The organism is Trichormus variabilis 0441 (genome assembly GCF_009856605.1).
Taxonomy (GTDB): Bacteria; Cyanobacteriota; Cyanobacteriia; order Cyanobacteriales; family Nostocaceae; genus Trichormus; species Trichormus variabilis.
In genome coordinates this window covers 4,729,121-4,751,780 of sequence record NZ_CP047242.1, presented here as the reverse complement: position 1 = coordinate 4,751,780, position 22,660 = coordinate 4,729,121, and the positions used below count along the sequence as shown (strand labels likewise).

The following is a 22,660-nucleotide window of genomic DNA, read 5'->3' as shown; positions in this document are numbered from 1 at the left end:
CCAAATATAACATGAGCTTATCTTCCTGCTGTGTAAGCTTTCCTTCGTCATCAAGGTACTTTTGCATCAGAGGAATATGACAATGACTATCTTTAAATTCTAAAGATTATCTGAGGTTTTTTCATTCAACATAATCGAAACAATCAACTGCCAACATCTACCAAGCTACTGAGTATAGTTTTTTATTTATACCTACTAATAACATGAGATATTTCTTGAGAGATAGCGTATAGTAATGTTAAGAAACGTAAATAGAGTTAATATTGATAAAGAAATTAGAAGTATCTCTCTCATTTATGTCAGACTCGAACTTACCGGGAACTGATCTGCTAAAAACAGTACTAGAACCGTTGTTAGACGATTTCCAGTATTGGTTTACGCGATCGCGTAGCTTTTTGGAAACAGAACGGCTCTCATTTATGGATGAACAAGCGCAACAAGACTTACTGTTGCGAGTTAAGCAAGCCCAAGAAGAACTAAACACAGCAAAAATGCTGTTTAGCGCGACTGAAGGACAAGTCGGAATCGATATGGCAACGATGACACCTTGGCATCAATTAGTAACTGAATGTTGGAATGTGGCAGCACGCTTTCGTTCTCAGCAGCCAACCTAATCGATGGCAAAAATTACATAGCTTGCAGTGGTGCGACTAAATCCTTAACATTATTTTAATTAAAAAATAATGTATCCTCTGTTACCATTATTCTAATAATGTTGACAAATTTTCATACATAGACATAAATGCACTTCAATTGTGTCAAGTATTTATTCTCGCCAATGGTAATAAAAAGGCGAAAAAAAGAGTTTAAAGTATAGATTTTTAAAAATTGCTGTCCCTGGAGGAAAATCCGATGTTACACCTGCTTTACATTCTAGCTTTTACAATTCTTGCTGTTATAGCGGTTGCCAATTTAATTCGCAACTTAATCATGTTTAGTTTTGATCGCGAAGGATCACGAGGGAATTACTCAACCAGAAACTCACAAGTGGTAAATCAGGGAGGCTACGGTTATTTATCTTCCAGCAGAAGGGTAGCTCCACATCCAGAATTATTGGATAGTGCAGGTAAATTCATCAAAGAACCTCTGTTGGTAATGCGCTCAATTAATGTAGAAGATGCACGCCAACAATTGGATGCACTCTATGAATCTTCCCCAGGACATAAGAGCGAGAACTCAGAAGAAGCATAGATAACTAAAGATGTAGCGTCGAATTTAATATTTTTTTGATTAAAAAAATTGTTACAAATTCCATCCTGAACTTGTTCTCGTAACTGTTCAGGTTTTTTTGTGAGACGGGGTGTAAGGGTGTAGGGGTTGAATTTTGAATTCGGAGCGAAGCGACGTGACGTGACCAATTACCGCTAAAATCAAAAAATCAAATACAATATCATCCAAAGCGCTGTATTCTGAGCGAGCTTTATGGAAGTTTTAGAACTGAAACGCGAAATCGAAACGTTGTCTAGCCGCCTGGGTAAAACCCAGGACTATCTTTGACGTACCTGCACTCAAAGCCAAAATTCAAGACCTAGAACAAATTGCAGCACAGCCGGAATTTTGGGATGACCAAAACCAAGCCCAGAAAACGCTGCAAGAACTTAATGACCTCAAAGCCCACTTAGAAAGATATCATCAGTGGCACGCCAATCTAGAAGATACTAGGGCGGTGGTTGAGTTGTTGGAGTTGGAAACCGACGAAGCACTATTGCAAGAAGCGGAATCTACTATCACTAAGCTCAATCGAGACCTTGACCAGTGGGAATTACAACAGTTACTTTCTGGCCCCTATGATGCGGAAGGGGCAGTATTAACGATTAACGCTGGTGCTGGCGGAACAGATGCCCAAGATTGGGCATTTATGTTGCTGAGAATGTACACCCGTTGGGCTGAAGACCAAGGCTACAAGGTAGCTTTAGCAGAAGAGTCAGAAGGTGATGAGGCGGGAATTAAATCAGCCACCTTAGAAATTACTGGTCGCTATGCCTACGGTTACTTGCGGTCAGAAACAGGCACTCATCGCTTAGTGAGAATTTCCCCTTTCAACGCCAACGGCAAGCGGCAAACTAGTTTTGCTGGGGTGGAAGTTATGCCGCAATTAGATAATACGGTGCAGTTGGATATTCCAGACAAAGATTTGGAAATCACTACAACTCGTTCTGGTGGTAAAGGTGGACAGAACGTCAACAAAGTAGAAACAGCAGTGCGAGTGGTTCACCTTCCCACAGGCATTGCTGTACGCTGTACGGAAGAACGTTCCCAGCTACAAAATAAAGAGAAAGCCCTCGCCCGCCTGAAAGCTAAGTTGTTGGTTATTGCTCAAGAGCAAAAAGCTCAAGAAATTGCCCAAATTCGCGGCGATATGGTAGAAGCTTCTTGGGGAAACCAAATTCGTAACTACGTATTCCATCCTTACCAGATGGTAAAGGATTTACGTACCAATGCAGAAACAACTGCGATCGCTGATGTGATGAATGGTGAACTAGATATGTTCATCCAAGCCTATCTACGTCAGGAGAATCAAGTTGTAGAAGGTGAAGCTAGTTAGAAATTAGGGTTTTAGGGGTGTAAGGGTTTAGGGGTTTAGGGGTGTAAGGGAAGAAAAATTTACCCAATCCCCAGTCCCCAATCCCCAGTCCCCAATCCCCAGTCCCCAATCCTCACCATCACCTGTTACATTTATATATAAAAGCATTCGTGATTTATTCATTATGAGTAATTCTCCTTCCACAGAGTCCCAACCCAGCTACGTCAAGCTTGCCATGAGAAATATGGTGCGTAAGGGTGGTACTTCTGCAAAACATTTTGTCCTGACAGCCATAGGTCTTTTAGCTGTTCTCGTAGGCCTTGCTTACTTAACTCGCTAATCGTAAGCAAAAACCTAAAGTGCTGAGTGAGGAGAGTGAGTATTTGGTACAAGTTGAACTAGATGTACAAGACTGTTTTCTTGAGTCTTCCCCGGAAGCTGCTCAGGCTTCTGGATATATAGATAGTCAGGTTTCCTCTGCAACTTGGGAAGACTGGTTTCATCGCTGGTTAGAAATTCTGGATTCTTCTCTTCCGCCTGCACCAAGCTACGAAATCGGATTGCGGCTAACAGATGATACAGAGATTCAAGCGATTAATGCCCAATATCGTCAGCAAAACAAACCTACAGATGTTTTAGCCTTTGCGGCTTTAGAGGCAGATTTGCCGCAAAATCCGGAAATGGTGGCAGAACCTTTGTATCTAGGTGATATTGTTGTTTCCATCAATACGGCGCAGCGCCAAGCTGGTCAACAAGAGCATAGTTTGTCAACTGAGTTAGCTTGGTTAACGGCTCACGGTTTATTACACCTGTTGGGCTGGGATCATCCTGATGAAGAAAGTTTAATAGCAATGCTGCAACAACAAGTAGTATTACTAGATGCTGTTGGTATCAAGATAAACATTAATTATTAAAGTTTTGCCGTTTTTTGAGTATTTATCCTTAACCATGCTTTTATAAAACTTTAAGAGAAAATTGCCTAAAACCACGTAGCAGATTAAAATCGGCGAAGATTTCTCACTGAACCTATCCCAAGTTTTTATTTTTAAGCCTATGTCCCAACAAGTCTCCCCGCCACCAACGCAAAACAGCCTACCATCACTAGTAATGAAAGAACGGGAACTTTCTTGGCAAGTTGCCACTAATTTATTGATTAGCTTTAAATATGCCTGGGCTGGAATTACTTATAGTTTTCAAACTCAGCGAAATTTTCGCATTCATGTGAGTGTTTGTACTTTAGCGATCGCTTTAAGTATTTTCTTACATTTGCAAGCTGTAGAAATAGCCATTATTGGTATCACTAGCGGCTTAGTCCTGGTAATGGAATTGTTGAATACGGCGATCGAGTCTCTTGTAGATTTGACTGTAAAACAGACCTACCACGAGTTAGCCAAAATTGCCAAGGACTGTGCCGCAGGTGCAGTACTAGTTTCTGCTTTGGTAGCAGTGCTAGTTGCTGCAACCCTGTTGCTTCCACCCTTAGTAGTTTTAATTATCTCAGCTTTGTAGTGCTGACACCCGATTAAATCCCTATTATTAATATAGTTAAACCCACTCAAAAGCCAAAAAAGAGCGGGTAAAATTCCATCGTCTTTATCCTCATTTACTAATCCCCAGTCTCTAATTTGTAACAATGACGTTTATAGCAACTCAAATCTGGTAAAAACTAAACATGGTGAGATTAGTAACCAGGAGCTATGAGCGTTGATTATAGTCATCGATAATTACGACAGCTTTACTTATAATTTGGTGCAGTACTTGGGAGAACTAGCATCTGATTTCCCTGTCGCATCAGATATTCAAGTTTTTCGCAACGATAAGATAACTTTAGATGAGATCCGAGGATTAAATCCTGATGCGATCGTCATTTCTCCTGGGCCTGGTCGTCCAGAAGATGCAGGTATATCTTTAAATTTAATTCAAGAACTCGGTACTAACCTGCCAATTTTAGGCGTATGTTTAGGCCATCAAAGCATTGGTCAGGTATTTGGTGGTAATATTGTCTCTGCTCCAGAGTTAATGCACGGCAAAACTTCTCAGGTAACTCACACTGGGGTCGGGGTTTTTCAAGGATTAGAGAATCCTATGATTGCTACCAGATATCATAGTCTGGTAATTGACCGCCCAACTTGCCCCGAAGTGTTAGAAATTACTGCTTGGGTAGATGATGGTACGATTATGGGAGTGCGACACCGGAACTATCCTCACATTCAAGGAGTCCAATTTCACCCAGAGAGTGTTTTAACATCTTTAGGAAAACAGTTACTACGAAATTTTCTGGAACAGTTACAGTTACGAGAATAATTAATGAAAAGACGACAGTTGCTAGGCTATGCTGGGGCGGGATTAGCCACAGCTTTTGTCTCTACCCTTGGTTCAAACTTCCAAGCCGATGCACAATCTAGCGGTTTATCGGTGCAGTGGTTGGGTCATACCAGTTTTCTGTTTACTGGTGGTGGGGCGAGGATTCTTGTCAACCCATTTCGGACGATTGGCTGTACAGTGCGTTATCGTCCACCAAAAGTGACAGCAGATTTAGTATTAATTAGTAGTCAATTGTTGGATGAAGGGGCCGTGGATGGGTTACCAGGTAATCCTAAACTTGTATATGAACCCGGAGTTTATGACTTTAAAGGTATAAAATTTCAAGGCATCTCCATAGCCCACGATCGCAAAAATGGTAGACAATTCGGGATGAATACCGCTTGGAAATGGACACAGGGTGGAGTTAATATCCTACATTTAGGCGGGGCTGCTGCACCCATTTCCATTGAGCAAAAAATCCTTATGGGACGACCTGATGTTTTGTTAGTCCCAGTAGGTGGTAGTGATAAAGCTTACAATGCTCAAGAAGCAAAGCAAGCAATTGAGGCATTAAATCCCAAACTGGTCATTCCTACTCATTACCGTACACAAGCAGCTGATCCGGCTGCCTGCGATATTGCCCCACTGGATGAATTTCTTACATTAATGCAGGGCGTAACTGTGCGTCGTAGTAATAGCGACAGTATTAATATTAGTTCTGGTAATTTACCTGAAACTAGTACAGTTCAGGTTTTGAGTTACAAGTTTTAATGAGGGGATTGGGGATTGGGGGTTGGGGACTGGGTAAATGTCTCTTCCCTAAACCCCTAAACCCCTACCCCCCTACACCCCTAAGCTGTGTACCACTCTGGAGTCAGAGCATCTGTAACAGGAGTTTCAGTAGCCAAGGTACCATCCATAGTCCAGATGGCATCTGTACCGGTTGCCTGATCACGCCAGTAAATATCAGATTTGCCATCGCTGTTATAATCGCCAATATACGCCTTAGAACCTGGACTTCTACTTGGTAGAAAGGCTTCACTGGTAACGGATGTACCATTCATTAACCAAGCAGTGTTTGCACCAGTTGTAGTGTTGTTCCAGAAGATATCGGTGCGGCCATCACCATTGAAATCACCAATGTTGGCTGTCCAATCGGAACTGAGGGTGTTTAAAGTACCTTCAGTGACAAAAATGCCATTCATTGTCCAAATTTTGTTTTCACCAGTGACGGTATTACGCCAGAGAAGATCAGTAGTGAAGTCACCGTTGAAATCGCCAAGGCTGTAAGACCAAGATGCGTCTTGTGCTTGTAGATCATACTTGGTAGCTTGGATACCATCCATAAACCAAACGGAGTTTGCACCTGTGGTTGTATCTCGCCAGAAGATATCACTCTTACCGTTTCCGTCGAAGTCAACAATAGTGGCACTCAACCCTGGGGTTGTGGTATCCAGAACATTGGCACTGACAACGGTTGTGCCATCCATCAGCCAAATTGCATTTTCACCTGTTTGAGTATTATTCCAGTGGATGTCGGTTTTGCGATCGCCGTTAAAATCACCGATGCTAGCATTCCAACCTGGATCAACTTTGTCTAGATAAACAAAGTTAGCAACTCTAGCTCCATCCATGATCGCAATCGCATTCTCGCCTGTTGCATTGTTCCGTAACAGGAAGTCAGTCTTGCCATCACTGTTAAAGTCAGCGATTTTATAAGTCCAGACACTCAGATCAAATGTTCCTAAAGAGGCTTCTTCTTGAGTGACTGTTCCGTTCATCAACCTCACTCTAATTTCACCTGTTTGAGTATTAACCCAAACCTTATCTGCCTTACCATCGCCGTTGAAATCAGGTGAAATTGCTGCGCTAGTTAAGTAAGGATTAGGATTTGGGTTGGCACTCAAACCAGGAATGGAAATTGGCAAATCTACTTGTGTTGTTGCAGAGCTATTACTAGATGATGGTAGCTCAGTATTTAAATCACTTACATAAGCACTCGATACCAAAGATGCTGATCTTGCAAAAGATGTATTAAGCGAATTATCTATTCTCTTGGAAAAGCTTTGCGTTTCTTGCATGATGGTTTCTTAAACTTGTTGTCTTAAAAGTTTTAGCTGAAAATTTATGTTGGTTTCTGTCAGTTAATAACATTATTCCAAGTTAAAAAAATATTGTATCTACAGTTCTACTTTTGGGGAAATATCAGATTTTACAGATAATTCTTGTGGCTAATTTTAAACATATTCCTAAAAATATCAAGAGTATTTTGGACACTTTTTAAGTCCTAAAATGATGACTTTTCATGTCAACATATTTAGACATTTATCAGTTTTATGTCCTGATATCTATAGATCACCGACTTCTTTAAGAAATTGGTGATCTTATGGCTCTTGTTTATCAGGCAATTAAACAAAGAAAAAAACTAATAGTTATATCAGCAATTTTTAATAAAACTGAATAAAGCAGTGTAAGTCACAAAATATCTCAAAGATGACTGATTTTTTGTACTAACACTTGAGTTGAAATAAATATTGGTTAAAATACTTAAATTAGCAACTACTGAAAGATAGCGACTTTCAGACATACATAGTTGCCAAAAGTGTAAAAATATATGAAGATTCCCAAAATTAACGGTTATGCAAGCAGAATATCGGCAGCGTCGTGAGCAATTAATGGCGAAGATTGGTAGTGGTACAGGGATTTTTCGCAGTGCGCCGATGGCGGTGATGCACAACGATGTCGAATACACTTATCGCCAAGATAGTGATTTTTTCTATTTGACTGGTTTTAACGAACCGCAAGCAGTAGCCGTATTAGCGCCGCATCATCCAGAACATCGGTTTGTGCTGTTTGTCCAACCCAAGGATCGAGACAAAGAAGTTTGGACTGGTTATTTGTGTGGGGTAGATGCAGCCAAGGAAATTTATGGTGCAGATGAGGCTTACCCCATATCTGAATTAGATGAGAAATTACCCCAGTATCTAGAAAAAGCCGATCGCATCTACTATCATTTAGGACGCGATCGCAATTTTAATGACAAAATTCTCAGCCATTACCAACAATTGCTGCGGACTTATCCCAAGCGGGGTACAGGGCCTATAGGAATAGAAGATACAGGCCCCATCCTCCACAGCATGAGGCTGATCAAAAGTGAGTTAGAGTTAATTCAGATGCGTCAAGCTGCGGCGATCGCCACTGAAGCCCATAATAAAGCCCTGGAATCCTCTGCACCTGGGCGTTATGAGTACGAAATTCAAGCGGAAATAGAACATATATTTCGCCTACGGGGGGCTATGGGACCTGCTTACCCGTCGATTGTGGCTTCTGGTGCAAATGCTTGTGTCCTCCACTACATCGAAAATAACCGCCAGATGCAGGATGGAGATTTGCTATTAATCGACGCTGGTTGTGCTTATGGCTATTACAACTCAGATATTACTCGCACATTCCCAGTAAGCGGTAAGTTTACACCAGAACAAAAAATCCTCTATGAAATTGTACTAGAAGCACAAAAACAAGCGATCGCTCAAGTACAACCAGGGAACTCCTTTAAATCAGTCCACGATGCCGCCGTGCGTGTCCTCACAGAAGGTTTAGTAGAAATTGGTATCCTCAGGGGTGAGGTTGACAAATTGATTGAGGAAGAAAAATATAAACCTTACTATATGCACCGTACTAGCCATTGGTTAGGGTTGGATGTTCATGATGTAGGCGTTTACCAACACGGTGACGATAAACCGCAGATTTTACAACCAGGTCAAGTATTAACGGTGGAACCAGGATTATATATTGTCCCAGATACAAAGTTAGCAGAAGACCAGCCAGAAACAGACCCGCGTTGGGTGGGAATTGGGATTCGCATTGAGGATGATGTCCTGGTAACAGCTACAGGACATGAGGTATTAACGGCTGGAGTTCCCAAGGAAGTACATGAAGTAGAACGTTAAGCGGGTAGCTGATAAACCATCTGTAGAGACGCGATTCATGAGCCGGCGCGTTGCGGGGGTTCCCCCCGTTGTAGCGACTGGTGTCGCGTCTTCACCCAATGATGTTTTGCAATCATTAATTGAATTGGTATAAGAAATCCGTTGTTAGATTGGGTAATGAATAAGTCAATTAAAAAAGCGCTGATATTACTGAGTACAGGGATAATTTTGTTATGTTTGATGGGTTGCGATCGCTTGTTTAGTGCGAGTGGGGATTCAGTAGAAAGAGTCAGCGATGGTGATACATTAGTTGTGAAAGATGCCCAAGGGAAGAAAGTTACTGTGCGGTTTGCTTGTATGGATGCGCCAGAAATTGCCCACTCTAATAAAGAAAAGCAAAGTAAACGTGCTAGAGATCGCAATCAATTTACTTGGGGTGTGAAAGCACGAGAACGGGTACAGCAATTGGTGAAACAAGGAGGCGATCGCGTTACCTTGAATATTACTGATAGCGATCGTTATGGACGTAAAGTTGCCGAAGTCAGATTAACAGATGGCACTTTTGTACAGCAAGTACTCATACAAGAAGGTTTAGCTAAAGTGTATCGCCCTTATTTAAGCAAGTGTCCCAGCAAAGCGATCGTGCAGCAAGCCGAAACCAAAGCCCAACAACAACAAATAGGAATTTGGGGAGATCCTAAATTTGTCAATCCGTGGGAATATCGAAGTTTAAAATAAGTCGCCATCATGAACTGCGTACACCAGAACCCATGAAAAAGGGATCAAAGTATTGTCACATAACGACTTGAAAATACCAACCCATATTAAGTGATGTAAAAATACTAAGCTTCAGTTCGTATTAAAGACTTTAGTCCTTGTTTGAGAACTTTAGTTCTCACTGCAAACCTTTAATTATTTACCCTGTTGTACTTAATACCAAATCTGCAATTTTAACTATAAAGTTCTTGTTGAATGCTTAATTTTCAATTCGTATCCTGACTCTTGATTATTTCCTCTGTTACCACTTTTTGAGATAAAGCTTTTTGTGCAATTTTAGTGATATATACAGTCACACCCACAGTTGCTATCAGTCCCAATCCTTGCATTATCCATTGCCAAATTTGTGTTTCCGGTGTAACTGCTTGATGATTCGTACCTGCCAGAGCTAAATCACCAGCTAAAGAACCAATATAAACATACATTATAGTCCCAGGTATAATGCCCAAGGAACCTAATATATAGTCTTTTAAAGATATACAAGTTATACCAAAAGCATAGTTCAATAAATTAAAAGGAAAGACCGGAGAAAGGCGAGTTAACAGCACAATTTTCCATCCTTCCTTGGCTACAGCCTGATCAATCATTTTAAACTTTGGATACTTGTCTATCTGTCGCACAACCCAATCCCGTGACAGATATCGTCCGATGATGAAAGCTAATATTGCACCCGTAGTTGCTGCTATTAATACATAAACTGAACCCCAAAATACACCAAATAAACAACCACTTTTTAAGGTCAATATAGAACCTGGGATAAATAATAACGTTGCCAGATTGTAAATAATTATGTAGGCGATCGGCCCAAAAAATCCCAGGCTTTGCACCCAAAATATTAATGTTTGAAAAAGTGACTGAATGTTAAATTGTCGTGCTATAACTATCAGCACAGCAATTGCCAAACCCATAAGTAATAGTTTATGTTTCCTATTGAATCGAGTCTGCTCTTTGGGAACCATTAAATTACCTCAGTTTTCAGCGTTACTTTAAATAGTTAAGGATAATGTCATACAACAACCAACCAGCAAAAGATTCCTGAACTTGCTTTTATCACCACCTGCCATCAGAATATGCTATTTACATGAGAAATGGCTGAGAGAAAGTTTGTGAAGTATGCAGTCAACAATATTTCTGAACAGATGATCCTGATCACATACTGAATTAGTTAATACCAGCTATACTTAACTCTTAAGATTATCTATAAAAAATACTCAATTAGGAAGCTGAGTTATGGCAATGCGGAGATCGGATCGTCGGGACTCTAATCATGACAATTCAGTTAATAATCCTCGCTCACGTCAACAAGAACCAGCTTCACCCCATGAGCTTAAACAGCTCTTGACGACTGTCCGCGCTCAACGTGATGAATGGCAAGAACGTGCTAAACAAAATGAGGAAGCAGCATCTCAACTAGTTCATGTTCAGCAAACACTTCAAACCTATCAAGTTGAAGCTAATGATCTCAAAGAGCGTGTGACCCACAATTACCAGCTTTATCTTGACGAACAACAAAGATATCAGCAAACTCTCTGCCTTTACAACGAAGAAAAAACTAGAGCAAATGAATTATTTACCCAATATGAGACAGCAAACTCTGAGCGAGAAATGTATTTGACTTTATACAATGAAGCCAAAGCGGAACTCAAGTATGAGCGACGTTCTAAAGCTAGTATTAAAGGCTGGGAAACTCGTCGTAAAGCCGAGAACGAAAAACTAAAGCGAGAAATTGCGGAAATGGTTGTGCTATTGCGTGAATCTTTGGCTAGTAAGGAAGAAGCTGTCAACAGCTTGTACGTTGTAGCAGAGCGTATGGATCGGATTCAATCTTTAGTTGATTCGGCTGATGAAGAAACAGCAAGCAATCCGGTCGGTATGGTGCAAAAATTTAGACGCATCTGGCTTGCTATTAAAGAGATACTTTCTGAGTAAAGTTGTATCCTCATGGGTAAAAAATCAGTGCCAGCCACACAAAACAAAGCAACATTGGGAAACCAAATTCGTAGTATTGCCGATCGCCTCAAGCAAGAAACTGAGGTACAAATAAAAGCAACATCACGTATTTTAGATGCTGCTGCTCAAATTTCGCAAAATCATGAGCGATTAATTAACGAAGTAGTTGAGATGGTTGAGGAAGACCTTGAGCAAGAAAGCCAGATTTTTCCAAGGCAGATTTATAAGGTTGATATTCTGAAACAACAGTTTAAAACATTGCGTGAAGCTAAAAGTCACTTTAATTTGAAAGTCAATAGTTGGGAAGCACTGGCTAACAAATTAAATGAACAATCTTTGCAAGAGCGTTTCTCAGAGAATGAATATCCATCAGACGGTATCAGGAAAGAGGAACATGGACACAAGAAGATGGAAAGGATTACCGTTCGTTTACAGCCTGATGTTGCAGAAATTTTTCCTACCGAGGCAGCAGTAAATGAGGCTTTGCGTTTTCTCATCAGAATTACAAATAAACATCTTTACTAATATTTTGAACTGAAGTAATTCAAGCGCAGCTCCTAGAAGCAGGAATCACGCCATCCCCAGTGGTGTGAGGTTCAAAAATAATACTTATGTCATGTTTGCCAATATTCTGCACATCACCAGCTCTATGATAAATTTATGTGATTTAACAAAGACGGCTGTTTTATGTCTGAAGTCAATTATCAACAGCCCATTAGTACAGTAGCTACTCTCATTGAGATGTACACTGCGGGAAGGCGTGATTTTAACCGCGCTGAATTGGGCGATGCTAATTTACAAAATGTAGATATCAAAGGCTCTGACCTTAGCTACGCTGATTTAAGTACAGCTAACCTTAGAGGAGCCAACCTTAGGGGAACTGACTTAAGCTTTGCCGATTTGAGCCAAGCTGATTTACAAGATGCTGATTTGCGAGGCGCATTATTAATGTCTGCCAATCTCCGCCAAGCCAACCTCCAGGGTGCAAAATTAGAAAAGGCTGATTGCGATCGCAATACTCATTTTCCCGAAAATTTTGATCTCCTAAAAGCAGGCTTGCAACTCAAAGAACAATAAAATATCCAATGAGGTTTATTTGCGCCCGATGAGTTGGGTGATCGCCTCAGCTAACTCTACTGGGTCGGCGGGTTTAGCTATATGCTTTTGAAAGCCTGCGGCGATGGCTTGTTTTTGATCAATTTCTCCAGCATAGGCAGTCAGAGCGATCGCTGGAATTTGTCCACCTTGTTCTGGCGACCATTTTCTGATTTGCCGCAACAACATATAACCATCAATTTGTGGCATCCCAATATCACTTAACAGTACATCTGCCTTTGAGCGTGCTAGGGCTTCCAATGCCTCTATGGCTGATGCTACCGCAGTTACTGTTGCCCCACACTGTTCTAGAGCAAAGCTAAAAAATTCCCGTACATCTTCTTGATCATCAACTAAAAGAATCTGCACACCAGCCAATAGTGAGTCTTGATTCTCTAGTTCTGTAACCGCAGACTTAGCACTCTGCACTTGGTAATCAGCACTTTTATGCAAGGGTAGCTTGACAGTAAAAGTTGCTCCTTGGTCTTCTCCGGCACTCTGTGCTACTACTGTACCACCGTGTAATTCTACAAGATGGTGGACAATTGCCAATCCCAAACCCAAGCCACCGAATACCCTGGTTGTCTTGGCATCTGCTTGACGGAAGTATTCAAAGACATAAGGTAAAAATTCTGGTGTAATGCCTTTACCTGTGTCAATCACTTGGATTTGGGCATCTCGTCCCACCTGTTCTAAACGCACTTCTACCCGTCCTTCCGACGGTGTAAACTTGACGGCATTCGAGACTAAATTCCAGATGACCTGTTGCAAGCGATCGCCATCACCCATCACCTGTACAGGTTCATCACTCAAGATTGTGTGAATTGCTATTGATTTTGCTTCGGCGGCTAAACGGACTGTTTCTAACCCAGCTTGAACTGTGTTTCTCAAATCTACTAGGCAGACATTCAAATTCAGCTTACCGCGTAAGATGCGGGAAACATCCAGCAAGTCGTCAATGAGTTGAGTTTGTAACTTGGCGTTGCGCTCGATTGTTTCCAAACCTTGCTTGATGGTCTCTTCCTTATATGTGCGCGTGCGGAGTAACTTAGCCCAACCCATGATGGGATTGAGGGGGGTACGCAATTCGTGGGACAGAACCGCCAAAAATTCATCTTTAATCCGGTTAGTGGATTCGGCTACAGCTCTGGCATTTTTTTCTGCTTCATAAAGTTGAGAGCGAGCGATCGCCTGAGCGCATTGTTGACCCAATGTCAACATAAATTTTTGCTGTTCTTCGTTAAATTTTTGGGCTGTGGCAAAGCTTAATGCCATCACTCCAATTGTCTGCTGTTCGACGATGAGAGGAATACAAGCAAAAGCGCAATTACCCGTGAGGGAGGGGACGTTAGCAATTTGTGGATATTTGGCGGCAAATTCTGTGACGTTAGCTAAAAAAATCGCTTCCCCTGTCCTGGCGGTTTCCGCAATTGGTACAGTTGCAGTTAGGGGGAAAGTTTCCCAAGCATCTTGCACCGATTCTGGGTAGCCGATGGCTTGAATGATTTTCAGGGTAGTACCGCCTTCAGTCAACAGAACCACAGATCCAGCAGATGCTCCCAAAGCTGCTAATCCTTGATTTACTACCACATCAGCAACTTGTTGGGGCGTGAGGGCTTCGGAGAGCGCTGCTGTGATGCTTTGTAAACGTAACATTCGACTCATTGCTAACTCGGCGGCTTGTTTCGCCTGCTGAGTTTCCTGATACAGTCTGGCATTATCAATGGCTGTAGCTGCTCGTCGGGCGATATCTTCTGCCAATGCCAAATCTGTTTGTTTGAGTTGCCTGCCTGAACTACCAGTAACAAAGGAAATGACCCCAAATATTTGCTCCCGTGAGTAAAGGGGAACCACCATCAGCGATCGCATTTCCAAGCTTTGTAATAATTGTAAATGTTGTTCATCCTGTGCTATCTCTACCAAAATTGAGTTTGGTAGTTCAGGATAGAAAGCCGATGCTCCTTTGAGGAGTTTATCTCGAAACGGGTGTTTGCCCTCGGTTCTGGTTGGATATGAACGGCGAATTTCTTCTATAATCTCCAGTTTTGCAGGATTAACACAGGCGATCGCTACACGTTTAATCGACCAGTCAGCTTGGAGAATATCTACAGCACACCAATCAGCAATGGTAGGTACTGCCAAATGAGCCACATTATTCAGGGCAACCTCATAATCTAAAGAAGCTGCTAAAATAGTGCTGGCTTCAACTAAAAAGTTTTGTGCGGCTTCTGCTTGCTTGCGCTCATTAATATCTTCAATAATACCCAACGCATATTTAGGTTCTCCCTGCTCATTCCATACGGCTGATGCAGTCAGATTCACCCAAACAGTCGTGCCATCTTTGCGAAGATAACGCTTTTCTAGAGAGTAACCATTAATTTCCTTGGCTAATACTTGCTTGGCGTATGCCCAATCAGCTTCCACATCATCAGGGTGAGTAATTTCGGGAAACTTCATCTGACTTAATTCTTCAGAGCTGTAACCGGTAATGTCGCACAAAGCCGGATTATTTTGCAGAAATTGACCATCTAAGGTAACTAAGGTAATGCCCACAGCCGCTTGGTCAAACATGGCTCGGAAGCGTTCTTCACTTTCTCGCAGAGCAATTTCTACTTGCTTAGTAGCTGTCACATCTGCCAGGATAATCCCGATGCCTACTGTTTTGCCCATGCCGTCGTAGACTGGGTAATAATTACCTAACCAATAGCTATTAATTTCTGGTCTTCCTAGCGCCTCACCACTAACCTCCAAATTCAGCAGAGGTTGTCCCGTCTCCAATACTTGTTGCAATTGCTCTTCAAATTGCTCTGCCATCTTGGGTAAAACATCCTGAAATTTTCGTCCCAGATGCTCTTCTATACTCAAGCCATTGAGATCAGCTAATACTTGATTAATGCGGAGATATCGTAATTCCTTATCCAAAAAACAGACTGCTACAGGTGCGCCTGCCAACAAGGCATCTAAAAGCGCCAATGATTCAGCATAATGTTTTAAAGCTTGTTGAACATCTCGATACAGTTGAGCATTCTCCATCGCTAGGGCAGCACGATAGGCAATGTCTTTGGCTAAGCTTAAGTCAGATTGATTGTAGCTACGACCTGATTCAGCACTAACAAAGGTTATACATCCTAGCACTTGCTCATGTGCTATTAAGGGTAAAAGCATGAGTGATTTAATTCCTATCTGCCGCAGCAACTCCAGATTTTCCTCATTTTGATCTGCTGGTAAAGGAGAATCAGGTAAGTCTGCAACTAATAACTGTTCCCCAGTTTGTAATACGTTAGCAACTAAACTCCCACTCCCTAATTGTGGTGCATATTCCTGAAATAATCTTGCCAATTCTGCTTTTGTTGGGTCTACATGAGCAATAGGTAAGCGGCGAATCGAGCCATCTTGGTTGATAATATCAATACTGCACCAGTCTGCTAGTTGCGGGACGGATATTTTCGCAATCTGTGCCAAAGTTTGCTCGTAATCCAAAGAACTGGAGAGTGTGTTACTGGTTTGGGCAATGTACCGTAGCGCGTCCTCAGCCTGCTTTCGTTCTGTAATATCGAGAGCCGTCACTCCCACCCCCAGCAGTTTTCCATCTGGTAAACATACTGGATAGTAGTTCACTAAGCTACAACGATGTACTCCTGATGGATAGGTTACCCCACATACTTCTTGATTTACGAGTGGCTGCTTGGTTGCCATTACTTGTTGGAGAATAGGCTCCAGTTGTGTTGCCCATTCTGGCAATACTTCCCTCAAAGTGCGCCCAATGTGTTGACTTTGGGGTACACCGTTAATTGCTGCCAGAGCTTCATTAGTATAAACGTAACGTAGTTTTGTATCTAAAAAAGCTAGGGCTACAGGGGAGCTAGCCAGCCAAGCATTCAATAATGCTAGATATTCGTCTTGCTGCTCAATAGCTTTTTGGAGTTTACTCTGTAATTTAGCTTTCTCTAGTTCTGAGCGCTTGCGTTCAGTAATGTCTACTGCTGCACAGGTAATACCCTGGATTTGACCGTCAATTGTCAGGGGTTCGGCTAACAAATCATAGTAAACGACTTTTCCGTGAAAAATTACGGACACTTCCTCATGGACAGAAACATCTTTCTCTAATACTTTTTGCTTAATGGCTGTTAGTTTTTCTGCCACTGAAGCGGGGAACAATTCATTGTCTGACTTACCAATGATTTCTTCAGCAGAGGCTACACCTTGATAATTATGAATCCATCGATACCGCAAATCTCGATCCTGTTGAAAAACCACGATATCAGAATTGCTCAAAGCTAATCGAAATCGCTCCTCGCTTTGCCTAAGTTTCTGTAAATTAACTGCATCTTGCTTTTTGGTATTTCTCAAGATTTCACAGATAAAACTGAAAAACCATCCTTGTACAGCAAATAACCCTATGATAACTACATTATCAGTATCAATAGAGAGAGTATATCTTGGGTGAAAAAAGAAGTAATTACTAAGTATTACAGATAAGAAAGTTCCTAACACTCCTGACCAAAAACCTCCATACCAAGCACTGAACATGACAGCGCTAAAGAATAATAAAAAAGGAGTACTGGTCATCCCTAGCCAAGGGTCTAACAATAGCATTAGCGCACAAGCCAGTGCGACAGAAAATATGACAATTCCAAAACGTAGTAATGCAGAAATAGGAATATTAGGCATGAAAATGACTTGCGACAACTAATACTTGTTGCAGAGCTTATACTTAACCTAAGCTAGTTTGCAAGTTTTAGGTACTCGTCTCCAGATAGATTATCATATCAGATAAAAAAACTTCTTTTGGTTAGATGCTAATTTTTTCTTAATGTAGTATTACAAGAAAGTTCTTCACATTTAAGCAATCTCAAAAGTTGCTCCCTTTATTGTTATCAAATGTGAGGTTTTGTTTCAACGAAGATAAATACTCGACGAAAATCTATTTCATATAAAAATCCTCAAGTAATTGGGTAATCTAAATTATTGCTGAGAAAGGGATAAAAAATATGCTGCAAATTCCCTTGAATTTCTCAGCCAAGCTTTAGGACTGCATCACTTAAGATCGAGTGAGTGCCGTAATACTAAGAGCAGTTCTCTAAAGTAACTGTTAATACTTATGCAGCAAGCATCTCATCCCACAGTCATCCTGGGTGCTGGCTTTGCTGGACTGTTTACGGCTCTGCACTTAAGCCAGCAAAATTACTCTTATCCGATTATTTTAATAGAACAGCGCGATCGCTTTAGTTTCAAACCGTTATTGTATGAATTACTAAGCGGTGAGCTGCATAGCAAACAGGTCTATCCTCGTTATCAAGAGCTGTTAGCTGGTAGCAAAGTTAAGTTTGTCCAAGACACGGTGCAATCGATTGATATACATCAGCAGAGAGTTGATACAGTCTCTGGTCAAGCTTTCCACTACAGCAACTTGGTTTTAGCACTCGGTAGCAAAACAACTTATTTTGCTACTCCCGGTGCGGCAGAATATGCAATGCCCTTTACCTCTGGGGAACAGGCGATCGCACTCCGCCAACACTTGCGTCGCAAATTATATCAAGCCATTCAAACACCAGACTCAGAACATCGTCGTTTACTGTTAACTGTTGCCATCATTGGTGCTGGACCAGCTGGTATTGAATTGGCCTGTACCTTAGCCGATTTACTGCCCATTTGGTACGACGAGTTGGGCGGCGATGGTAGTGAAATTCATGTTGTCCTGGTCAACCGCAGTCGGGAAATTCTCAAAGGCGATGTTAATAGCCATTTACGCTGCACAGTTGAACGCGCCATGAAAAATCGCCTCATTCCCGTGGATTTTTTATTTGATGCGGCTGTCACAAAGATTACATCTGAAGGTGTAGAGTATCGGCGACAGGAGCAAATACAGATGTTACCAGCAGGAACCATCGCTTGGACTGCTGGTACTGCACCCAATCCTTTGCTGATGGAATTACCCGTTTCTCAAAATCGAGGGCGGTTACTGGTAAAACCCACATTGCAACTGTCTAATTTTCCCGAAATCTTCGCGGCGGGTGATTGTGCTATGGATAGCGATCATCCCCAGCCACCCACAGCTCAAGTAGCTTATCAACAAGGAATTGCGATCGCTCAAAATCTCCAACGAATCAGCCAAAACAAACCAACCGTTCCCGTACAAGTCCAACTGCGTGGCACTTTGATGAAATTAGGACTCAACGAAGGCGTTGCTAACTTATTCAACAAAGTGCAAATCAAAGGACAAGCAGGCCATTTGATTCGCGAAGGAACATATTTACAACTACTACCCAACTCTACTCATAACCTGAAAGTTACAACCGAGTGGCTAACAGATGAATTATTTCAGCGTCACCGTGCTGCTACCCCCATGCAGCTGGGACAAACACCGTGGTTATCTGGAGTCGCCACCACCGCAGCAGCACTAATTTTTGCCACCCCCCTAGTTTGGCGAGTAGCCCAACCTACCCAATTTCAGCAAAACCTCAGTTGGACAGGCGTTCCCACTTTACTCAATCACCTCACACCCCGCCGCTAAATTTATGATGAAATACCTACTCAACCTCCACACAGCCGTTAGCGTCAATCGAATTACCATCGGTTTTTTCTTCTTCCTCTCAGGTATTGCCAACTACTTAAATTTCAGCGTTCCTAACGGTTTCTACCAAACAGTGATCACTCAAAAACTGCAAATGATTGGCCCTGGAATTCCCCCCGGATGGGAAGGTGTAGGGCCGCTACCTTGGTTAATAGCAGTTCCTTATGCTTGGTCGTTACCTTTAGTAGAAATCGTCTTGGGAGCCTTGTTTGCCCTCAATTATTGGGTGCGGTGGACAGGTTTACTACTGATTCTCATGACATTCAGCATCATTCTCGCATTTGGTATTGTTCCCGCAGGTAGTCTATTTCCCAATGGTGCAGAAAGCTTTAACAAAAACATTCTCTTCATGACCTTAATTTGGATTTGCATTGCCTACGATGCTTACGAACAAAAAATGAGCCGCCGTCGTAGTCAAGCAATGGCTGATTATGCTGGTATGGGTGCTGAGGAAGATATTTGATATGGTCTCCAGCTTGAAGACGTGGGGATTGTATTACAGACGCGATTCATGTTTGTGGGGATTCTAGTACAGACACGATTCATGTTTGTAGAGACGCGATTTATCGCGTCTCTACAAAGATTTTTCACCCAGATGCTGAATTAATTTAGCGACTAAACCTGTCCATCCTGTTTGATGACTCGCACCAATTCCTGCTCCATTATCACCATGAAAATATTCATAAAATAAAATCAAATCACGCCAATGTGTGTCATTTTGAAACTTCTCTGTCGCACCGTAAACAGGACGTTTACCAGAAGTATCCTTTAAGAAAATTCTAGTTAATCTTTGGGATAATTCTGATGCTACTTCCCAAAGATTCATCATCTTACCAGAACCTGTAGGACATTCCACCTGAAAATCATCTCCTAGATAATAATATAACTTTTGCAGAGATTCAATTAAGAGAAAATTCACCGGAAACCAAATAGGCCCCCGCCAGTTAGAATTACCGCCAAATAAACCACTACTAGATTCAGCCGGTTCATAATCTACACGAAATTGAGAACCGTTGACATCAAATTTATAGGGATGTTCTGCATGAAATCTCGAAAGAGCGCGAATACCATATAGGCTAAGAAATTCACTTTCATCGAGCATTTTTTGGAGGATATGTCTTAGTTTATCCCGTGAAACTATTGCCAATAATCTTCTAGCGCCTATGCCTATTGTTTCCATACAAGCGACATTTTGTCGCAAATCTGGACGGTTTTTGATAAACCACTCCAGCCGCTTTTTAAAGCCAGGAAGCATTTTTAATGTGTCTGGTTCAATAGTTTCAATAGCAAATAGGGGAATTAGTCCCACCATTGAGCGCACTTTTAAGGTAATCTGTCGTTCAGGTAGATGCAGCACATCGTAGTAAAAACCATCTACTTCATTCCATAAACTAGCTTCCATTTCACCAATTTTATTCATAGCATCAGCTATGTAAAGGAAATGTTCAAAAAATTTAGTGGCAATGTCTTCATAAACAGGATTAGTCTTGGCTAATTCTAAAGCAATGGCTAACATATTTAAACAATACATTCCCATCCAACTTGTACCATCAGATTGATCAATATGTCCGCCCGTAGGTAAAGTTGCACTGCGGTCAAATACACCAATGTTATCTAATCCTAAAAACCCTCCTTGGAAGACATTATTACCTTCAGCATCCTTACGATTTACCCACCAGGTAAAATTGAGCATCAGCTTTTGAAATACTCTTTCTAAAAACTGTCTATCTGCTCGTCCATAAATTTTCTGTTCAATTTTATATATGCGCCAAGTTGCCCAAGCATGAACAGGAGGATTAACATCACCAAAAGCCCATTCATAAGCCGGAATTTGCCCGTTGGGGTGCATATACCATTCCCGTGTTAAAACATCTAATTGGTACTTAGCAAAATCCGGATCAATCATTGCCAAAGGGATGGTATGAAATGCTAAATCCCAAGCAGCAAACCAAGGATATTCCCACTTATCTGGCATGGAGAGAATATCTTCATTGTAGAGATGAAACCATTCTTTATTTCTACCATTGCGGCGTTCTGGTGGTGGCTTTGGTGTGTGGGTGTCTCCTTTTAGCCAATCTTCGACGATGTAATGATAAAATTGCTTACTCCACAGCATTCCTGCAAATGCTTGTCGCTGCACATTTCGCATATCTTCACTTAATTGAAATGGCGTAACGCGCTGATAAAATTCATCTGCTTCCCTTTGGCGTTGACTGAAAATTATACTAAATTCCTGTCCAAATGGTTCAATCAAATCAGGTGTATCAGATAGTCTTAATTTGATAATCTGCGTTTCACCTGCACCAACTGTTAACACATAGATGGCAGAGGCTTTTGTTCCCACCTGTTCAGGATTTACTGCTGATTTTTTGCCGTTAACAATATAGTCATTAATTCCATCTTTAACATAAGCAGATGTATTAGGATAACCAAATAATTTCTGTATATTTGTTTCGTTTTCTGTAAAAAGAATCTCATTTGGTTGTTGACAGTATAGCCATCTTTCACCTAAAGTTTGATGGTGGGCTGCTATGGTCTGAAAATCATCACTTAATTTTACTAATTGCAAAATAGGTTTATTTGTATCTCCATTCCAAGACCAAGTATTATGAAACCAAATCGTAGGTAATAAGTGCAGTGTCTTGGCTTCTGTTCCTCGATTAATTACCGTAATTTGAATGAGAATATCCTCGGCAGTATTCTTGGCATATTCAACAAATACATCAAAGTATTTATCATAATCAAATACACCCGTATCTATCAGTTCAAATTCTGCATCCCGACGATTGCGGCGCTGATTTTCTGTTACTAACTGGGAGTAGGGGAAGGCTGTTTGGGGATATTTATACAAAGCCTTCATGTAAGCATGGGTGGGGGTGTTATCTAAATAAAAGTAATATTCTTTAACATCTTCCCCATGATTACCTTCATTTCCCGTTAAACCAAAAATTCTTTCTTTGAGAATAGAATCTTCACCATTCCAAAGAGCGATCGCAAAACAAAGCCGTTGATGATTATCACAAATCCCCAATAACCCGTCTTCACCCCAACGGTAAGCGCGAGAACGAGCTTGATCATGGGTGAAATAGTCCCACGCATTCCCATGAGAACTATAATCTTCGCGCACTGTTCCCCACTGGCGATCGCTCAAATATGGTCCCCATCTACGCCAATGAGCTATGTGATCCCTGGCTGCTTGTAATCTAAGTTCTTCTTGGGTGAGATTTGCTGTCATCGGGTTATGCACATTGATCGAGTCGAAAATAGGAAAATCTGGCGTTGCTGAGTGAGAAGATGAATTTATTTCACGCAGAGGCGCAGAGGTGCGGAGAGAAAGAGAGGGAATTTTTGGTTTTTATTTTGAATTTTGAATTTTGAATTGATTCATATCTGGATTCAGCAAGGCCTAAAATTTGGCGCTCTACTAGCATGAGGCTTTACTCTGAATTGACCATGATATTTTTATGAAAATCCTCTAAGAATATCAGCCGTAATTATGGAAAAGTT

General features: G+C 41.4%; 20 protein-coding genes. 15 read left to right on the top strand and 5 right to left on the bottom strand.

Translation table 11 applies throughout. The annotated features are described in order from the left end of the window. Positions 1 to 296: 296 nt before the first annotated feature. From GSQ19_RS19625 to prfB, 3 genes are all read left to right on the top strand, one after another. Entirely contained in the window at positions 297 to 614 is a 318-nt protein-coding gene (locus GSQ19_RS19625) for a DUF2605 domain-containing protein (RefSeq protein WP_011319539.1), read from the top strand. A gap of 238 nt (positions 615 to 852) precedes the next feature. Continuing rightward, positions 853 to 1,191 (top strand): DUF2973 domain-containing protein, encoded by a 339-nt coding sequence (locus GSQ19_RS19620; RefSeq protein ID WP_011319538.1) that lies wholly within the window; start codon positions 853 to 855, stop codon positions 1,189 to 1,191. A 231-nt stretch (positions 1,192 to 1,422) separates the two neighbouring features. Continuing rightward, positions 1,423 to 2,545, top strand: a protein-coding gene (prfB, locus tag GSQ19_RS19615; protein ID WP_153228520.1) for a peptide chain release factor 2 whose coding sequence is annotated in 2 segments (ribosomal slippage) — positions 1,423 to 1,494 and positions 1,496 to 2,545 — 1,122 coding nt in all. Because the reading frame shifts where the segments join, the coding sequence is not laid out codon by codon here. A gap of 27 nt (positions 2,546 to 2,572) precedes the next feature. Here prfB and GSQ19_RS30290 read toward each other — a convergent pair. Next, positions 2,573 to 2,707: a hypothetical protein gene (locus tag GSQ19_RS30290; RefSeq protein ID WP_255449113.1), complete on the bottom strand. Its 135-nt coding sequence runs from the start codon at positions 2,705 to 2,707 to the stop codon at positions 2,573 to 2,575. Between the two features lies 1 nt (position 2,708). On the opposite strand from GSQ19_RS30290, the gene GSQ19_RS19610 reads away from it, so the two are divergent. From GSQ19_RS19610 to GSQ19_RS19590, 5 genes are all read left to right on the top strand, one after another. Next, complete coding sequence (locus tag GSQ19_RS19610; protein ID WP_011319536.1) at positions 2,709 to 2,864, top strand: DUF3285 domain-containing protein; 156 nt, start codon at positions 2,709 to 2,711, stop codon at positions 2,862 to 2,864. Between the two features lie 43 nt (positions 2,865 to 2,907). After that, on the top strand, positions 2,908 to 3,438 hold the full coding sequence (gene ybeY, locus GSQ19_RS19605) for an rRNA maturation RNase YbeY (protein ID WP_011319535.1): 531 nt from the start codon (positions 2,908 to 2,910) through the stop codon (positions 3,436 to 3,438). 139 nt (positions 3,439 to 3,577) lie between these two features. Then, complete coding sequence (locus tag GSQ19_RS19600) at positions 3,578 to 4,033, top strand: diacylglycerol kinase family protein (RefSeq protein ID WP_011319534.1); 456 nt, start codon at positions 3,578 to 3,580, stop codon at positions 4,031 to 4,033. Positions 4,034 to 4,228: 195 nt separating this feature from the next. Then, positions 4,229 to 4,828, top strand: coding sequence for an anthranilate synthase component II (locus GSQ19_RS19595; protein ID WP_011319533.1), 600 nt, complete (start codon positions 4,229 to 4,231; stop codon positions 4,826 to 4,828). Between the two features lie 3 nt (positions 4,829 to 4,831). Continuing rightward, on the top strand, positions 4,832 to 5,599 hold the full coding sequence (locus tag GSQ19_RS19590) for an MBL fold metallo-hydrolase (protein ID WP_011319532.1): 768 nt from the start codon (positions 4,832 to 4,834) through the stop codon (positions 5,597 to 5,599). 80 nt (positions 5,600 to 5,679) lie between these two features. Here GSQ19_RS19590 and GSQ19_RS19585 read toward each other — a convergent pair whose 3' ends face one another. Then, positions 5,680 to 6,909, bottom strand: coding sequence for an FG-GAP repeat domain-containing protein (locus GSQ19_RS19585; protein ID WP_011319531.1), 1,230 nt, complete (start codon positions 6,907 to 6,909; stop codon positions 5,680 to 5,682). A gap of 558 nt (positions 6,910 to 7,467) precedes the next feature. Here GSQ19_RS19585 and pepP point away from each other — a divergent pair. Continuing rightward, the gene (pepP, locus tag GSQ19_RS19580; RefSeq protein ID WP_011319530.1) at positions 7,468 to 8,778 is read left to right on the top strand and encodes a Xaa-Pro aminopeptidase; all 1,311 of its coding nucleotides are present in this window, start codon (positions 7,468 to 7,470) and stop codon (positions 8,776 to 8,778) included. Between the two features lie 156 nt (positions 8,779 to 8,934). Continuing rightward, complete coding sequence (locus GSQ19_RS19575) at positions 8,935 to 9,495, top strand: thermonuclease family protein (RefSeq protein WP_011319529.1); 561 nt, start codon at positions 8,935 to 8,937, stop codon at positions 9,493 to 9,495. A 245-nt stretch (positions 9,496 to 9,740) separates the two neighbouring features. Here the strand turns inward: GSQ19_RS19575 and GSQ19_RS19570 are convergent, their stop codons facing one another. Further along, on the bottom strand, positions 9,741 to 10,493 hold the full coding sequence (locus GSQ19_RS19570) for a TVP38/TMEM64 family protein (protein ID WP_011319528.1): 753 nt from the start codon (positions 10,491 to 10,493) through the stop codon (positions 9,741 to 9,743). A 277-nt stretch (positions 10,494 to 10,770) separates the two neighbouring features. On the opposite strand from GSQ19_RS19570, the gene GSQ19_RS19565 reads away from it, so the two are divergent. From GSQ19_RS19565 to GSQ19_RS19555, 3 genes are all read left to right on the top strand, one after another. After that, the gene (locus GSQ19_RS19565; protein ID WP_224311765.1) at positions 10,771 to 11,463 is read left to right on the top strand and encodes a hypothetical protein; all 693 of its coding nucleotides are present in this window, start codon (positions 10,771 to 10,773) and stop codon (positions 11,461 to 11,463) included. 12 nt (positions 11,464 to 11,475) lie between these two features. Further along, the gene (locus GSQ19_RS19560; RefSeq protein ID WP_011319526.1) at positions 11,476 to 12,009 is read left to right on the top strand and encodes a hypothetical protein; all 534 of its coding nucleotides are present in this window, start codon (positions 11,476 to 11,478) and stop codon (positions 12,007 to 12,009) included. A gap of 162 nt (positions 12,010 to 12,171) precedes the next feature. Next, entirely contained in the window at positions 12,172 to 12,561 is a 390-nt protein-coding gene (locus GSQ19_RS19555; RefSeq protein WP_010999333.1) for an Alr5209 family pentapeptide repeat protein, read from the top strand. A gap of 15 nt (positions 12,562 to 12,576) precedes the next feature. On the opposite strand, the gene GSQ19_RS19550 is transcribed toward GSQ19_RS19555, so the two are convergent. Beyond that, on the bottom strand, positions 12,577 to 17,250 hold the full coding sequence (locus tag GSQ19_RS19550) for a PAS domain-containing protein (protein WP_011319525.1): 4,674 nt from the start codon (positions 17,248 to 17,250) through the stop codon (positions 12,577 to 12,579). Positions 17,251 to 17,680: 430 nt separating this feature from the next. Between GSQ19_RS19550 and GSQ19_RS19545 the strand changes: the two genes are divergently transcribed. Continuing rightward, positions 17,681 to 19,093, top strand: coding sequence for an NAD(P)/FAD-dependent oxidoreductase (locus GSQ19_RS19545; protein ID WP_011319524.1), 1,413 nt, complete (start codon positions 17,681 to 17,683; stop codon positions 19,091 to 19,093). 4 nt (positions 19,094 to 19,097) lie between these two features. After that, positions 19,098 to 19,616 carry a DoxX family membrane protein gene (locus GSQ19_RS19540; RefSeq protein WP_011319523.1) on the top strand — a complete coding sequence of 173 codons (519 nt, stop codon included), beginning with the start codon at positions 19,098 to 19,100 and terminating at the stop codon, positions 19,614 to 19,616. A gap of 111 nt (positions 19,617 to 19,727) precedes the next feature. On the opposite strand, the gene GSQ19_RS19535 is transcribed toward GSQ19_RS19540, so the two are convergent. Then, positions 19,728 to 22,388, bottom strand: coding sequence for an MGH1-like glycoside hydrolase domain-containing protein (locus GSQ19_RS19535; RefSeq protein WP_011319522.1), 2,661 nt, complete (start codon positions 22,386 to 22,388; stop codon positions 19,728 to 19,730). Between the last annotated feature and the right edge of the window lie 272 nt (positions 22,389 to 22,660).

What these genes read in the sequence shown, in the direction of transcription:
- GSQ19_RS19625 (WP_011319539.1), top strand. Translation starts at nt 297, where the DNA reads ATGTCAGACTCGAACTTACCGGGAACTGATCTGCTAAAAACAGTACTA.
- GSQ19_RS19620 (WP_011319538.1), top strand. Translation starts at nt 853, where the DNA reads ATGTTACACCTGCTTTACATTCTAGCTTTTACAATTCTTGCTGTTATA.
- GSQ19_RS30290 (WP_255449113.1), bottom strand. Translation starts at nt 2,707, where the DNA reads ATGAATAAATCACGAATGCTTTTATATATAAATGTAACAGGTGATGGT.
- GSQ19_RS19610 (WP_011319536.1), top strand. Translation starts at nt 2,709, where the DNA reads ATGAGTAATTCTCCTTCCACAGAGTCCCAACCCAGCTACGTCAAGCTT.
- GSQ19_RS19600 (WP_011319534.1), top strand. Translation starts at nt 3,578, where the DNA reads ATGTCCCAACAAGTCTCCCCGCCACCAACGCAAAACAGCCTACCATCA.
- GSQ19_RS19590 (WP_011319532.1), top strand. Translation starts at nt 4,832, where the DNA reads ATGAAAAGACGACAGTTGCTAGGCTATGCTGGGGCGGGATTAGCCACA.
- GSQ19_RS19585 (WP_011319531.1), bottom strand. Translation starts at nt 6,909, where the DNA reads ATGCAAGAAACGCAAAGCTTTTCCAAGAGAATAGATAATTCGCTTAAT.
- pepP (WP_011319530.1), top strand. Translation starts at nt 7,468, where the DNA reads ATGCAAGCAGAATATCGGCAGCGTCGTGAGCAATTAATGGCGAAGATT.
- GSQ19_RS19575 (WP_011319529.1), top strand. Translation starts at nt 8,935, where the DNA reads ATGAATAAGTCAATTAAAAAAGCGCTGATATTACTGAGTACAGGGATA.
- GSQ19_RS19570 (WP_011319528.1), bottom strand. Translation starts at nt 10,493, where the DNA reads ATGGTTCCCAAAGAGCAGACTCGATTCAATAGGAAACATAAACTATTA.
- GSQ19_RS19565 (WP_224311765.1), top strand. Translation starts at nt 10,771, where the DNA reads ATGCGGAGATCGGATCGTCGGGACTCTAATCATGACAATTCAGTTAAT.
- GSQ19_RS19560 (WP_011319526.1), top strand. Translation starts at nt 11,476, where the DNA reads ATGGGTAAAAAATCAGTGCCAGCCACACAAAACAAAGCAACATTGGGA.
- GSQ19_RS19555 (WP_010999333.1), top strand. Translation starts at nt 12,172, where the DNA reads ATGTCTGAAGTCAATTATCAACAGCCCATTAGTACAGTAGCTACTCTC.
- GSQ19_RS19550 (WP_011319525.1), bottom strand. Translation starts at nt 17,250, where the DNA reads ATGCCTAATATTCCTATTTCTGCATTACTACGTTTTGGAATTGTCATA.
- GSQ19_RS19545 (WP_011319524.1), top strand. Translation starts at nt 17,681, where the DNA reads ATGCAGCAAGCATCTCATCCCACAGTCATCCTGGGTGCTGGCTTTGCT.
- GSQ19_RS19540 (WP_011319523.1), top strand. Translation starts at nt 19,098, where the DNA reads ATGATGAAATACCTACTCAACCTCCACACAGCCGTTAGCGTCAATCGA.
- GSQ19_RS19535 (WP_011319522.1), bottom strand. Translation starts at nt 22,388, where the DNA reads ATGACAGCAAATCTCACCCAAGAAGAACTTAGATTACAAGCAGCCAGG.